This window comes from Streptomyces sp. NPDC054872, from assembly GCF_053610705.1.
Genome location: NZ_JBSGYY010000003.1, coordinates 191085 through 205549, shown reverse-complemented (window position 1 = coordinate 205549; position 14465 = coordinate 191085). Strand labels below are relative to the sequence as shown.

General features: G+C 71.3%; 13 protein-coding genes. 10 read left to right on the top strand and 3 right to left on the bottom strand.

All coding sequences use genetic code 11. From position 1 onward, the window contains the following. The first annotated feature begins 124 nt into the window (after positions 1-124). Together ACWGIH_RS04990 and ACWGIH_RS04985 are read left to right on the top strand one after the other, a co-directional pair. Positions 125-769 (top strand): TNT domain-containing protein, encoded by a 645-nt coding sequence (locus tag ACWGIH_RS04990; protein ID WP_453443218.1) that lies wholly within the window; start codon positions 125-127, stop codon positions 767-769. Between the two features lie 21 nt (positions 770-790). Further along, positions 791-1027 carry a hypothetical protein gene (locus ACWGIH_RS04985; RefSeq protein WP_453443164.1) on the top strand — a complete coding sequence of 79 codons (237 nt, stop codon included), beginning with the start codon at positions 791-793 and terminating at the stop codon, positions 1025-1027. A 32-nt stretch (positions 1028-1059) separates the two neighbouring features. On the opposite strand, the gene rpmF is transcribed toward ACWGIH_RS04985, so the two are convergent. Further along, entirely contained in the window at positions 1060-1230 is a 171-nt protein-coding gene (gene rpmF / locus ACWGIH_RS04980; RefSeq protein WP_160503106.1) for a 50S ribosomal protein L32, read from the bottom strand. A gap of 177 nt (positions 1231-1407) precedes the next feature. Between rpmF and ACWGIH_RS04975 the strand changes: the two genes are divergently transcribed. The 7 genes from ACWGIH_RS04975 (at position 1408) to ACWGIH_RS04945 (ending at position 10420) form a co-directional block, all read left to right on the top strand. Further along, positions 1408-2934 (top strand): membrane-associated oxidoreductase, encoded by a 1527-nt coding sequence (locus tag ACWGIH_RS04975; RefSeq protein WP_453443162.1) that lies wholly within the window; start codon positions 1408-1410, stop codon positions 2932-2934. 101 nt (positions 2935-3035) lie between these two features. Beyond that, positions 3036-4130: a substrate-binding domain-containing protein gene (locus ACWGIH_RS04970; protein ID WP_453443161.1), complete on the top strand. Its 1095-nt coding sequence runs from the start codon at positions 3036-3038 to the stop codon at positions 4128-4130. A gap of 91 nt (positions 4131-4221) precedes the next feature. Further along, complete coding sequence (locus tag ACWGIH_RS04965) at positions 4222-5553, top strand: ABC transporter substrate-binding protein (protein ID WP_453443160.1); 1332 nt, start codon at positions 4222-4224, stop codon at positions 5551-5553. Between the two features lie 71 nt (positions 5554-5624). Beyond that, positions 5625-6596: a carbohydrate ABC transporter permease gene (locus ACWGIH_RS04960; protein ID WP_453443159.1), complete on the top strand. Its 972-nt coding sequence runs from the start codon at positions 5625-5627 to the stop codon at positions 6594-6596. Further along, entirely contained in the window at positions 6593-7456 is an 864-nt protein-coding gene (locus ACWGIH_RS04955) for a carbohydrate ABC transporter permease (protein WP_453443158.1), read from the top strand. Before ACWGIH_RS04960 ends, ACWGIH_RS04955 begins: the two co-directional genes overlap by 4 nt. Positions 7457-7559: 103 nt before the next feature. Next, positions 7560-8540, top strand: a complete 981-nt coding sequence (locus ACWGIH_RS04950; protein ID WP_453443217.1) for a hydroxyacid dehydrogenase — start codon at positions 7560-7562, stop codon at positions 8538-8540. Then, positions 8537-10420, top strand: coding sequence for a DUF2264 domain-containing protein (locus ACWGIH_RS04945; protein WP_453443156.1), 1884 nt, complete (start codon positions 8537-8539; stop codon positions 10418-10420). The genes ACWGIH_RS04950 and ACWGIH_RS04945 overlap by 4 nt, the downstream gene beginning before the upstream one ends. Positions 10421-10456: 36 nt before the next feature. On the opposite strand, the gene ACWGIH_RS04940 is transcribed toward ACWGIH_RS04945, so the two are convergent. Then, the gene (locus ACWGIH_RS04940; protein WP_453443155.1) at positions 10457-12109 is read right to left on the bottom strand and encodes an amidohydrolase; all 1653 of its coding nucleotides are present in this window, start codon (positions 12107-12109) and stop codon (positions 10457-10459) included. A gap of 63 nt (positions 12110-12172) precedes the next feature. After that, positions 12173-13636 (bottom strand): purine-cytosine permease family protein, encoded by a 1464-nt coding sequence (locus ACWGIH_RS04935; protein ID WP_453443153.1) that lies wholly within the window; start codon positions 13634-13636, stop codon positions 12173-12175. 214 nt (positions 13637-13850) lie between these two features. Here ACWGIH_RS04935 and ACWGIH_RS04930 point away from each other — a divergent pair, with 214 nt between their 5' ends. After that, positions 13851-14420: a TetR/AcrR family transcriptional regulator gene (locus ACWGIH_RS04930; protein ID WP_453443216.1), complete on the top strand. Its 570-nt coding sequence runs from the start codon at positions 13851-13853 to the stop codon at positions 14418-14420. Positions 14421-14465: the final 45 nt, after the last annotated feature.

Sequence of the window (14465 nt, the reverse complement as noted above, 5' to 3'; positions counted from 1 at the left end):
CACTGCTCGGATACGGTGTGCGAGCTGTTGTCGTACCCGTGGACACGCGAGGAGTTGCTGAGTGGACCGCAGTTCTGTGATCCGTATCCGGACCGTTCTGGCCGCGCTGGGCGTGGCGTCGGCGATGGCGGCCGCGCCCACCGCGACGGCGGCGGCCGAGCAGAAGCCCGTGGCGTCGGCGGGCGGGGCATCGGCGACCCAGGCGCCGCGCGAGCCGTGCACCGGAGAGTTCCACAAGGACGCCCGACTCGGCCCGAAGTGGCTCCCCAAGAAGTGGCAGGAGCCGGTGGGGCCGCTGCTCAAGGGATGGAAGCGCACGGGCGGCCTTTCGCCGTCGGCCTTCCTGAAGAAGTACTGGGAGGGCCCGGCCGCATCGGGCAGCTGGAAGTACCCGCCAAACGACGGCTTCGAGACCGTCAACGGCCAGGTCGACAAGCACCCCGAGGAGCTTGAAGAGGGCGACCTGCTCGACCGGTTCGGATCGGAGTACGGATCGTTCCTGGCCCCCGCCGGTGACTCCTATGCCGAACGCGCGCTGCCCCCGCAGAACCTCAACACCCGTGACGCCGCCGTCGCCTGTGACTACCGCGTCTACGAGGTGAGCAAGCCGTTCTCCGTCTGGCAGGGCGGAATCGCCCCCTGGTTCGCGCAGCCCGGCGGCGGTCAGCAGATCAAGCTCGACCCGGTGTTCCTCGACCCGGGCGAGGGGCAGCGCCTGAACGTGAAGTGGCTGCTCGACCACGGGTACCTCGAGCCCGCGACCGACTAGCCGCGAAGGAGCGCCGCGCCGATGGACGTCCGTGGACTGCCCGCCGCCCTGCGCGACGCGGGGGTCGCCGACGGCTACTACTGGATCGAGGGCGTCCATGAACCGTCCCCCACGCCCCCCGACTTCGTCTACCTGCGGAGGACCGAGGACGGCGAGGCGTGGGAGAGCGGAACGTACGAACGCGGAACGCATCACCCCCTCGCCCGGCACGCGGACGAGGGGGAGGCCTGTGCGCAGATGCTGCGGCTGCTCCTGTGAGGCGGCGTGGGCCGGTGTGCGCGCGGGCGGGGTCAGCCCTCGGGGCGCAGCAGCCCGCGCTCGTACGCCTTGGCCAGCCGCTGGGGTACCAGGTAGGCGGAGCCGTCGACGGTGACCGGCACGAGCTGCGGGGTGGTGGCCTTCCACTGCGCGCGGCGGTGACGGGTGTTGCTGCGGGACATCTTCCGCTTGGGTACGGCCATGGGTTCGGGTCCTCTCTCGGCGGTGCGGCACCGAGGCTATATGAAAATGGGTCCCATTTCGAATTAGGGGCAGGGGCTGTTCCTGTCAGGGGGCCGAGCCCGTTCCTAACGCGGCCCGAGTCCGTGGGGCGGAGCCGTGGTTGACAGTCCGGACGCGGCCACGACAGCATCCCGGCGATGGAGATCACCGACCTGACCCCGGCGGAGCACCGCGTCCGGCAGGCGTTCCCGCTGGGCGAGGGCGTCGACTTCCGTGAAGGCCCCGACGACGACCCCGGGGCGGGTGACTCCTGGGGACCCGAACGGACCGTACGCGCCGAGGTGTTGCGCGCGCTGCTGCTCAACGGCCCGACGCGGGACGGCGAGATCGCCGGCGTGAAGCTGACGGGCGCGCGCATCACCGGATGCCTCGACCTCAGGTACGGAACGGTCGAGCACCCCGTACGGCTGCGGTCCTGCCACTTCGAGGACACGCCGAACCTGTACGGGGCCCAGGTCCGCGCCCTCGTGCTGAGCGACTCCGTCCTGCCCGGCCTGACGGCGGGAACCCTCCGGGTGGAGCTGGTCCTGCGGATCACCTGCAGCCGGATCACGGGCCCCGTACGGCTCGCGGGCGCGCAGATCGCCGGCGCCTTCTTCGCCAACGGCGCGGAGCTCGGCACCCCGCCCGGCCCCGGCGACCCGCCCGCCCCCGATGAGCCGTCCGCACCGGGCGGGCCGGGCCCCGCGGCGGCGGCCGAAGCCGTGCTGCAGCTGAACCACGCGGACATCGGCACCGACGTATGGGCCGTCGGCCTGGTCGCTCACGGACAGGTCCGGCTGAACGGCGCCACCGTGGGAGGCCAGGTCAACCTCGACGACGCCGAACTGAGCGCCCCCGGTGAAGTCGCCCTGCACGCCGAGACCTTGTCCGTCGGCACCGATCTGCGGGCCCAGCGGCTGCGCGCCGACGGCACGCTCAATCTCAGCGGAGCCAGAATCCCCCGTCACGTCAATCTCGCCTACGCCCGCCTCTCCCACCCCGGCGGCACGGCCCTGCGCGCCAGCAGCTGCGTCATAGGCGAGCTGTGGCTGCGGGAGGCCGCGCCGATCCAGGGCACCGTCAATCTGCGCCGCTCCCAGCTCGACCTGCTGCACGTCCCTCCGGAGGTGTGGCCGGGCGAGGTGAAGCTCGACGGCCTCGCGTACCAGCGGCTCGCCCCGCACCTGCCCGCCGAGCAGCGGCTTCCGCTCCTGGAGCGCGAGGCGGGCGGCTATCTGCCGCAGGGCTACGAGCAGTTGGCCGCCGCGTACCGCACAGTGGGCGACGAGGCCGCCGCCCGCACCGTGCAGCTGGCCAAGCTCCGCCGCCACCGGCGGACCCTGCCGCCGTACGCCAGGTCCTGGGGGCACCTCCAAGACGTGACGGTGGGCTACGGATTCCGGCCCATGCGCGCGGCCGGATGGCTGCTCGTCCTGCTGCTCACCGGCGCGCTCGCCTTCGCCCTGCACCATCCGCCCGCCCTGAAGTCGGACGAGGCGCCCGACTTCAACCCCGTCTTCTACACCCTCGACCTGCTCATCCCGATCATCGGCTTCGGCCAGGAGCAGGCGTACGCGCCCGACGGCTGGTACCAGTGGCTCTCGTATCTGCTTGTCGCCACGGGCTGGGTCCTGGTCACCACGGTCGCGGCCGGCATCACCCGCTCGCTCAGCCGCCAGTGACGAACATCGCCGACCTGGACACAGACGGGACGACGATCGATATCCTCCAGCGAAACGCTCAAACGAACACCTGACGAGTACGTCGCGAGGGGGCCGGCAGCATGCGGGAGCCGAGGGATGTCAGGCGGCAGCGGATACTCGCGGTCGTGGAGTCGCGCGGTGAGGCGCGGTTGAGCGATCTCGCCGACGACCTGGAGGTCTCGGTGATCACCGTGCGCCGGGACGTCGAGGACCTGGCCCAGGAGGGCAGGCTGCGGCGCGGGCACGGGGTGGCGCGTTCGATCGGCCCCGTGGAGCGCGGCGCCGCCCCCGCCGAACCCGTGGCGAGCGGCGGCGCCGTGGCGCTGATGGTGCCGGAGCGGCACACCTACCTGTACGAGACGATGCACGGCGCCCGAGGCGTTCTGAGCGAGGCCGGCATCCGGGTCGCTCTGCACATCGCGCCGCAGGTGGAAGGCGCCGAACGGCCCCTGGTCGAGCGGGTGTTGGCCGAAGACGTACGGGGTCTGCTCATCGCCCCGCGCTGGCGCACCGAGGCCGAGGAGGAGGCGGACTACGCCTGGCTGGCGGCTTCGGGCGTGCCCACCGTCCTGATGGAGCGGCGCCCGCGCGCGGGCAGTGCGCTGCACGCCATGGACTCGGTCTGCACCGACCACTGGTACGGCATCCATCTCGCCGTCGACCACCTCGTGCGGCTCGGTCACCGGCGGATCGTCCTGGCCGCGCGCGACGACAGCCCGACGGCCCGCGCCCTGCGTGCCGCCTTCGCCGAGATCGCGGCCGCCAGGAGCGAGGCCGAGGACTGGAGCGTCATGCTGAGCGCCGAGGGCGCGGGCCCCGGCCGGTCGCGCGAGCCGCTCGATCTCGCGGCGCGGCTGCGCGAGCGCGGGGCGACGGCTGCCGTGCTGCACGGTGACGTCGACGCGCTGATGCTCGTGCAACAGCTCATGGACCGCGGGGTGCGGGTGCCGCAGGACTGCTCGGTCGTGGCGTACGACGACGTGGTGGCCGCGCTCGGCAGCACTCCGCTGACCGCCGTGTCCCCGCCGAAGCACGAGGTGGGGCGCACGGCGGCCGGCCTACTGCTGCGCAGGCTCGACGAGTTGACGGGTGCTGGCGCCGGTCCGGCGCAGCGCGTGGAGCTGCTGCCGGAACTCAAGGTCCGCGGATCCACCACCGACATCGCGATCGTTTGACCGCTTCAGTTTCTTTTGATCGGTCTATTGACCGGCACCGTTCACGCGATCAGGATTCCCGTGTCCCGAACAAGAGCCGCGGGAGGCACCCATGCCTGGTCGACCGAGCCGCCGGTCCCTGCTCGCCGTGACAGCCGCAGTTCCCATGGCAGGTGCGCTCAGCGCCTGTTCGGGCAGCACCGGCCGTACATCGAGCAGCAAGGGCGGCACCACACGCGTCACGTTCTGGTCCGCCTTGCGCGGAAGCCAGGAAGTGGTCGACGCCTTCAACAAGACCCACGACCGCGTCCAGGTCGAGTTCCAGCAGATCCCGTCCGGCGCCATGGGCGGATACGCCAAGCTCAGCAACGCGGCCCGGGCAGGCAACGCCCCGGACGTCGCCACCCTCGAGTACCCCCAGGTGCCCGGCTACGCCATCGACGGCGTCGCCCGGGACATCACCTCACTCGTCAGCGACCGCCTGCGCGCCAGACTGCTGCCGCAGGCCCTCGGCCTCACCACCTTCGAGAAGCGGATCTACTCCGTGCCGCTCGACGTGGAGCCGATGGTGCTGCACTACCGCTCCGACCTGTTCGATCGGTACGGGCTCGAAGTGCCGCGCACCTGGGACGAGTTCACGGAAGTCGCCCGCACCGTGCGGGGCAAGTCGCGCGACCGGCGCATCGCACTCTTCCCCACCGACGGCGGACCTCAGTTCGCCGCGTGGGCGTGGCAGGCAGGCGCCCAGTGGTTCGACACCCGTCAGGGCGCCTGGAACGTCTCCCTTACGGACCGCCCCACCCGCGAGGTCGCGGCGTACTGGCAGCGCCTCATCGACGAGGAACTGCTCTTCGTCAACGCCTCCGAGAGCCGGCACTACGACTCCCAGCTCGCGGAAGGGCTGGTCCTTGCCCGGCTCAGCGGTGCCTGGGACGCGGGCGCGCAGATGAACGCCAGGCCCGGCCAGAAGGGGCAGTGGGCCATCGCCCCGCTGCCGCAGTGGGACCCCGGGAGCCCGGTCGTCGGCACCCACGGCGGCTCCACGTTCGCCGTCACCAAGGACTCCCGGCACCCCGAGGCCGCGATGGAGTTCATCGAATGGCAGGTCTCGCACCCCGACGCCCTGCGCGCCCGGCTCTCCAGCGGCACCAGCAGCCAGTACCCGGCCGTCCCCGACCTGGTCTCCGTGGGCCGCACCGCCTTCGACCGCGCCTACTACTCCGGTCAGGACATCTACCGCCTCTTCGAGCAGCAGGCGGAGTCGATCCGCGACGGCTGGGTCTGGGGGCCGCGCATGACCGCCACCCAGAAGGTGATGCAGGACGGCTTCGCCCGCGCGGGCGGCGGCAAGGGTTCCCTGCTCGACGCCGTGCGCGCGGCGCACGACGGCACCATGCCCGATCTCAAGGCCCTCGGTCTCGCCACCACCGAGCACAGCACATGAGCGGCCCGAGCGCCCCCGGCGCAAGAACCCCGTACGCCGACGAGCACCAGCAGAAAGGCAGGTGACCCCCGATGACCACGACCGCGCCCCCGGCCCGCGCCACCCGCACCGCCGATGCCCCCGTCCCCGACCGCCGCGCTCGCACGCGTGCGCGACGCGGCGAACACATGGCGTGCGGCGTCCTGATGACTCCTTTCCTGATCCTGCTCCTGACGGTCTTCCTGATACCCGTGGGCACCGCGGTCTGGCTGAGCTTCTTCAGCGACGACCAGCCGGGCCTCGGCTTCGGCCCGGAACGCACGGTCTTCGTGGGCCTGCGCAGCTACACGGCCGTCCTCACCGACCCGACCTTCCTCGGCAGCCTCGGCCTGGTCGCCCTCTACTGCCTGATCTACATCCCGCTGATGGTGGCCGGCGCGCTCGGCCTCGCCCTGCTGCTCGACTCGGGCGTCGTACGGCTGCGCGCCTGGGCCCAGTTGGGGCTCTTCCTGCCGCACGCGGTGCCGGGCATCATCGCGGCGCTCATCTGGCTGTACCTCTACACGCCCGGTCTCAGCCCGGTCGTCGACGTGCTCTCCAAGGGCGACATCCACATCGACTTCCTCGGCGTGAACACCGTGCTCCCGTCGATCGTGAACATCGCCCTGTGGAGCAACCTCGGCTACAACATGGTCATCTTCTACGCCGCCCTGCAGGCCGTGCCCCGCGAAGTGATCGAAGCGGCTGTTGTCGACGGCGCGGGACCGGTGCGCACCGCACTGCAGGTCAAGGCGCCCCTGGTGCGCTCCTCGATCGTCATGGTCGCGATGTTCACCCTGATCTGGGCGATGCAGCTGTTCACCGAACCGATGCTGCTCAGCCAGTCGTCCCCGATGATCAACTCGCGCTTCTCGCCCAGCATGTACATCTACGACGCGGCCTTCACCCGTAACAACTACGGCCTGGCAGCCGCCGCTTCGGTGATCCTGCTCCTGTGCACGGTCGCCCTCTCCTACGGCGTCACCCGCTGGACCAACCGCTCCCAGAAGGAGGCCGCACGATGAGCGCCGACACCCTCAGCGCGCACCGCCCCCGCCTCCTGGGCCGCACCGTCGTGAACACCGTGGTCGGCGTCGCGGTGCTCTACACGCTGCTGCCCGTGCTGTGGCTGGTGCTCGCCGCGTCCAAGAACCGCGACGCGCTGTTCAGCAGCAACTTCTTCTCGCTGACCGACTTCTCCTTCGTGCAGAACCTGCGCGACCTCTTCGCGATGGACGGCGGGCTCTACGGCCGCTGGTACACCAACAGCCTCCTTTACGCCGTCCTGGGCGCCGCGATCAGCGCCCTGGTGAGCGTCGCCTGCGGCTACGCCTTCGACAAGTACCGCTTCGCGCACAAGGAGAAGGTCTTCGGCCTGGTGCTCGCCGCGGTGATGGTGCCGCAGACCGTGCTCGCGCTGCCGCTCTACCTGATGGCATCGGCCACGGGGGTGGTCGACACCTTCTGGGCGGTGTTCATCCCGGTCCTGTTCAACCCCTTCGGCGTCTATCTGGGCCGGATCTTCAGCCAGGGATACGTGCCCGACGAGGTACTCGAAGCGGCTCGGGTGGACGGCGCGGGGGAGCTGACCACCTATGTGCGCGTCTCTCTGCGCATGCTGGGCCCGGGACTGGTCACGGTCTTCCTCTTCCAGCTCACCGCCATCTGGAACAACTTCTTCCTGCCGATGGTGATGCTCTCGGACGAGAAGCTTTACCCGGTCAGCCTCGGCCTCTACACCTGGAACAGCTCGGCCACCGTCTCGCCCGAGTACTACCCCGTGGTGATCATTGGTTCGCTCCTCGCGGTGCTGCCGCTGATCCTCGCCTTCATTCTGCTGCAACGCTTCTGGAAGTCGGGTCTGACCGCGGGCTCGGTCAAGTGAGGCATGCGAACACGGCCGAAGGAACCGGCCGAGTGAGCATGTGAGCCATGTGAAAGGGAAACTGTTGAAGAACGGCAGCCACCGTCCGCGTACCGCGCTCGCCATGGCCCCGGACGCGGCCAGAGCCGTGTACGGCCCCGACGCCCTGGCGGCACTCGGCCGCGTCTGCGATCTGGTGCCTGACACCGTCCTGGACGACTTCACCACGGAGCGGGCACGCGCCGTGCTCCGGGACGTGGAGGTCCTGGTCACCGGCTGGGGCTGTCCGCCGCTGGACGCCGCCGCGCTCGCGGCAGCGCCCCGGCTGCGGGCCGTCGTCCACACCGCGGGGTCGGTACGCGGCCACATCACCCCTGAGTGCTGGGACCGCGGCATCGCGGTGTCATCGGCAGCCGCGGCCAACGCCCTGCCCGTCGCCGAGTACACGATCGCCATGATCCTGCTCAGCGGCAAGCGTGTCATGGAGCGGGCCCGGGAGTTCAAGGCCATCCGGCGCCGCGACGAATGGCTCGGCCTGTCGCACGGCGTGGGCAACTACCGCCGTACGGTCGGCGTGCTGTCCGCCTCGATGATCGGCCGCCGCGTCATCGAACTCCTTCGCCCCTACGACCTCCAGGTGCTGCTGCACGACCCGTACGTGTCCGACGAGGAAGCCGTGCGGCTCGGCGTACGGCCCGTCGGCATCCGGGAGTTGTTCGCGAGCAGCGACGTCGTCAGCGTCCACACCCCGCTGCTGCCCGCCACCCGCGGTCTCGTCGGCCGGGAACTGATCGCCGCGATGCGCCATGAGGCGGTGCTCATCAACACGGCCCGCGGCGCCGTCCTGGACCAGGACGCACTCACCGAAGCCGCGCTGGCCGGCCGTGTCCGCGCCGTCCTGGACGTCACCGACCCCGAAGTCCTGCCCCACGACCACCCGTTGTGGGACTGCGACCACGTCATGATCACCCCCCACCTCGCGGGTTCCCAGGGCAACGAGTGGGGGCGTCTCGCCGATCTCGCCGTCACCGAAGTCGGCCGCTGGGCCGCGGGCGACGGTCTCGCCCATGCCGTACGACGCGAAAGGCTGGCCTACCTCGCATGAGCATCCCCGGACTGCCCGAGGAAAACCGGGAGTTGAGCCCCCACACCGGCTACACGCGCGCGCACTGGGAGGCCGCCGCCGACGGTCTCCTGGGCGCCGCATGGAAGTGGGCGACCCCTCGTGGCGCCCTGCTCGACCTGCCGGGACGGCCCTCCGCGTCCGGCGTACGGTCGGACGGCCTTGAAGGGTATGCCCGCACCCTCCTCGCCGCCGCGTTCCGCGTGGCGGGCGCCGAGGGCAAGGACCCGCACGGCTGGCTCGACCGGTACGCGGAAGGTCTCGCGGCGGGCACCCGCACACCCGGCCTCGACGACGCCGAGTCCTGGCCGGTGATCCTCGACCACCATGACCAGGGCCAGCCGATGGTGGAGTCGGCATCCGTGGCCCTCGGCCTGCGGCTGACCCGTCCCTGGCTGTGGGACCGGCTCGACACCGACGTGCAGGACCGGGCGGAGCAGTGGCTGCGCGGCGCGATACGTCATGTCCCCGCGCCCAACAACTGGTACCTCTTCCCGTACACCGTGGCCGGATTCCTGGAGTCGGTGGGCCGCGGCGACGCGGAGACGGCCAGAGTGCGTGAGCGGGCGCTCGGACTTTTGGAGACCTGGTATCGCGGCCAGGGCTGGTACGCCGACGGAGACGGCCGGGCCTTCGACCACTACAACGGCTGGGCCCTGCACCTCTACCCGACGCTGGACGCCCAGCTAGCCGCGGATGAAGGTGAGTTGGCGCGGCACGGTGCCCGTCTGAGCGAGCACCTGGAGAGCTTCGGACTCCTCTTCGGCTCCGACGGCGCCCCGATCCACTTCGGCCGTTCCCTGACCTACCGTTTCGCCGCCGGCGCGTCCGTGGCCCTCGGCGCGCTCACCGGCCACACGCCCTGGAGCCCGGGCACATCGCGCCGGCTCCTCAGCGGATCACTGCGCTATTTCCTGGACCGCGGTTCCGTCGGCGCCGACGGACTGCTCAGCCTCGGCTGGCACGGCCCGCATGACGCGAGCCTCCAGTCCTACTCCGGTCCGGCGTCGCCGTACTGGGCGTCGAAGGCGTTCGTCGGCCTCCTGGCACCGGCCACCCATCCTCTGTGGACCGCCACGGAGGAACCCGCGCCCAGCGAGAGCCGCGACACGGTTCTCGCGCTGCCCGCGCCGGGCCTGCTCGTGCAGAGCACCCGCGCCGACGGGATCGTACGGCTGCACAACCACGGCAGCGATCACGCCCGCCCGCACGAGGCCGAGACCGCGGCCCACGAGGATCCGCTCTACGCCCGCCAGGCCTACTCCACGCGGACCGGCCCCACGGCACGCGGCAACACCCCGGACAATCACGTCGCGGTGGAGGTGGCGGGAGCGCGCAGTGCCCGCGCCCGTATCCAGCCGCTGGGCGCCGGTCAGGGCGACGGCTGGGGCTGGGCGGCGTCCCGGCACACCCCCGCCTTCGTGAGCGGACCGCCCATGGTGCCGGGGCTGCGCGTGGAGAGCGTCACCGTGGCCAAGGGCCGCCACGAACTGCGCGCGCACCGTGTCGTCGGCGCACCGCACGGCGCCCGCGTCACCCACACGGGCTGGGCGACAGGCCCGGACGAGTCCTTGCTCTCCGCGCTGCACCCCCTGCACGGCTGGACCGGCCAGGACGAACAACGCGCACCCCAGGGCACGGCCTTCACCCGGTGGGCCCGCCTGCCGCGACTCACGGCCGCGGCGGAGGGCACAGCCGTGTATGCGGCGCTGGCCACACTCACCGCCGAGCCGGAGCCCACGTCCCTGGCGGACACCGCCACCGTGGTGAGCGCGACGGAGGACACCGTCGAGGTGCGCTGGACGGAGGACGGCTCCGTGACCCGAATAGCCTTCGATCCGCTGTCCGTGGAGCACGACTGAGGGAGTGCGAAGCTCTCGGCTCCTGAACGGGCTTGGTTACTCCACTGTCACCTCGCCGCCCACCACCACGACCTCGGCCCTCGTCCCCGGGATGTCCTCGGGACGTACGCGCAGGATGTCCCGGGACAGGACGACGAAGTCCGCCAGCTTGCCCACCGTCAGCGAACCCCGCTCGTCCTCAAGGAAGTTGGCGTACGCGGAACCCATCGTGTAGCCGTGCACGGCGGTCTCCACGTCGAGCGTCTCGTCCGGCTGCCAGGCCTCGCCACCGCCGAGGGGGCGACGGGTGAGCGCGGTGTAGATGCCCGCCATGGGGTCCATCTCGGCGACGTTCCAGTCGCTGGAGAGCGCGAGGACGGCCCCCGCCTCGTGCAGGCTCCGCATCGGCCAGGCCTTGTGCCACCGGTCGGCGCCGATGTTCTCCGCCCAGTCCTGGCCGGGGCCCGCGATCTCGGGGGCGCAGTGGCGTGGCTGCATGCAGGCCACGACGCCGAGTTCGGCGAAGCGCGGGGTGTCGGCGGGGTCCAGGCACTCGACGTGCACGACCTGGTGGCGGGCGTCGCGCGGTCCGTTGAGGGCACGTGCGTGCTCGACGGCGTCGAGGACCGTGCGGATGCCCCGGTCGCCGGTGGCGTGCACGAAGCACTGGAAACCGCGGGCGTCCAGTTTCGCGAGCAGCCCCGCGAACTCGTCCGCGGGGTAGAACGTGTCGCCCCGGTGCTTGCCGCACCCGGAGTAGGGCTCGAGCAGCGCGGCCGTACGCGGCTCGACGACATCGTCGATGTAGAGCTTGAGCGGGCCGACCCGCAGCCGGTCGTCCGCGAACCGGCGTGCGGCGTCCGCGAAGTCGTCCAGGTCCGCGTCGGACGTGCCGCGCGGATGGAAGAGCGCCGCGACGACGCGTGAGCGCAGCCGCCCCTCGGCGCGGGCGCGGGTGAACAGCTCCAGGTCGTCCAGGGAGTTCTGCGGTTCGACGACCGTGGTGATGCCGTAGCCGATCGCGTCGTCCAGGCTCTTGGCCAGCCGCCCGTACTGCCGGTCGGGCGAGGCCCACGGCAGGCCGAGCTCGCGCAGTGCCCGATGCCCGTCGCGGGAGAGACCCTTGACGGCGAAGTCCTTGATGAAACCGGTGGGTTCGCCTGTCTCCGGGTCGGTCTCGGCGCGGCCGAACGGCAGCGACGTACGGTCGCGGTCGACGCCGAGCCTGCGCAGCGCGGCCGTGTTGAGCCAGGCGGTGTGGACGTCGTAGCTCAGGACGAAGGCCGGGGTGTCGCCGGTCACGGGGTCGAGGTCGGCGGCGTCCGGCATGCGGCCGCCGGGGATGGCGGAGTAGTCGAACGCCTCCGCCTCGATCCAGTCCGCGCCAGGATTCTCGGTGCGCCAGGCGCGGATGCGGGCGTGGATCTCGTCGAGGGTGCGGGCGCCGGCGAGCTGGACGCAGGCGTCGTCGGAGCCGAGGCGCACGTGGTTGTGGGCGTCGATGAAGCCGGGCAGGACCAGTCGCCCGGCGGCGTCGACGACCCGTGTGCCCGCGCCGGTCCAGGCGTCCGCGTCCGCGTCGCGACCGAGCCAGGCGATGCGCCCGTCGAGGACGGCGAGTGCCTCGGCCGAGGGGTGGTCCGGGTCGACGGTGTGGATGCGGGCGTTGCGCAGGACGAGATCCGCGGGCCGGGGGATGGTGCTGGTCATGAGAGGTGAACTCCTGGGGAGGTACGGGTGGTTCGTGTCGTCAGGGACGGGGCGGAGGACACTTCAGGTGGAGACCGGCAGGGACGCGCGCACGCCGCGGCCGGCCAGCGCCCAGTACGTGAGCCCGGCGACGACCGAGCCGAGCAGGGTGAGGTCACCGCCGCCGAGCGGCGCGACCAGCGGCCCTGTCCACAGCTCCGAGTCGCAGGTCAGCGCGGCGAAGGCCATCCCGGCGACCAGGGCTGCCGTCCCGGCGGGATGGAAACCGGCTTGGTACCAGTAGGCCCCCTCGCGGCCGGTGGTGTGCAGGGCCGCGGTGTCGTACCGGCAGCGCCGCAGCAGCATGTCGGCGAGGAACACTCCGCCCCAGGGCGCGAACACGATGATCAGGAGCGAGAGGAAGCTGAGCAGCGACTCGGTGAAGTCGGTGTAGAAGAGCGCGCCGAGCGAGCCGAGCCCCGTCACGACGACGCTGATGACGATGGCCCTGGCACGGCTCCACGGGATGCCGAGGACCTGCAGGTTGAGGCTGGAGGAGTAGAGCGTGAGGATCGAGTTGGTGACCGAGCCACCGAGCACAAGGAGCAGGAACACCGGCTGGAACCAGCCCGGAAGCAGCTTCTCCACCCCCGCGACCGCGTCCGTCATGTCCGCCTGTGTGGCGGCCGCGACGCCTGCCACACCGAGCGCCACGGAGGAGACGAGACCGCCGAGCGCGCCGGCGACGGTGATCGAGCGCAGTGAGGTGTCCCGGGGCAGGTAGCGGGTGTAGTCGGCGGGCATCGGCAGATACGAGAACGGCCCGGCGAGCATCACCACGAACGCGAGCGTCCAGCCGGAGAAACCCGCTGAACCACCCGCGGCGGCGCCGAACTCGGCGTCGGGCAGCACGCACACGAGCAGCACCCCGAAGCCGGCCGCCAGCACGTACGCCATCCAGCGCTCGGCGAGCTGCACGGTGGCATGGCCCCACATGGCCACGGCGAAGGTCATCGCAAGGGTCACCGCGAGGGCGAGCGCACGTGCCGCGTCACCGCCCGCCCAGCCGAGGTCGGCGAAGAGGGCTTCGAGTGCCAGCGTGCCGACCACGGTGTTCACGATGGTGTAGCCGATGGAGACCACCCAGTTGAGCAGCCCGGCGGGGAAGTTCCCGAGGACGCCGAAGGCGGCGCGGGAGATGACGAGGGTCGCGGTCCCGGTGCGGATGCCGCTGAGTCCGGCCGCGCTGATGACGAAGAAGGAGAGCCCGCCGATCACGACCACGGCGGTGGCCTGCCAGAAGCTGAGGCCGAAGCTGACGGCGAGGGCGCCGTTGATGACGTAGGTGAAGGTCAGGTTGGAGCCGAACCAGAGCCAGAACAGGTCCTTGGCGCTGCCGTGTCTGTCCTCGTCCGGGATCGGGTCGATGCCGTGGGTCTCGACCCGGAACACCTCGTCGCTGGTGACGCCGGTGCCGATCCCGGTGGGGGTCGTTCCGGCGGTCTTCCCGGTGGTCGTTCCGGGGGAAACCGGGGCCTCTTGCGTCATGCGGGCACCTCACTCTCCGGCACCCAGACTTTGAATGCCGTTCTATTACCTAGAACGGCATTCAAAATGCGCCACGGTCCTCGGTGCCGTCAAGACCCTGCGGGAAATCGGTCGCGGGCGGCGGGGATAGGGTCGGCGGGTGGAGCGGGACGCGGGGACCGGAACGGGAGCAGGCGTGGCACGACGGCGGGACGGGCAGGTCGCCCGGGACCGGATGCTGGAGGAGGCGATGACGGCGATCGCCGAGGACGGCCTCGCCGCGCTGACCATGTCCGCGCTCGCCGAGCGTCTCGGCACCAGCGGCGGCCACATCCTGTACTACTTCGGCAGCAAGGACCGCCTGCTCCTGGAGGCGCTGACCTGGAGCGAGGCCGCGCTGAGCGAGGACCGGCGCGCGCTGCTCGCGGGGCGTGCGGCCCCCGCCCGCAAGCTCGACCGGTTCCTGCGGATGTATCTGCCCAAGGGACCGCGTGACCCCCGCTGGATGCTGTGGATCGAGTTGTGGGCGCGCGCCGGGGCGAACGAACCGCTCCGCACGGCCCAGGACGAGCTCGACCGCGGCTGGCAGGCGGATCTGGAGGCCCTGCTCACCCAGGGCGCGGCCAAGGACGCCTTCGCGGTGGACGACGCCGCGGGGCGGGCAGAGGAACTCCTCGCTCTTCTCGACGGCCTGAGCACCCGTGTCGTCCTCGGACAGCGGGGCGCGGACCGCAAGGGGGCCCTCGCCTCGGCGCGCTCGGCGGCCGAGCGGCTCGTCGGGCGCCCCGAGACGACCGGTCCGTAGCCCGAGCGGCCGAACGCGCAGGTCGTGATGGTCATGACGGAGCCG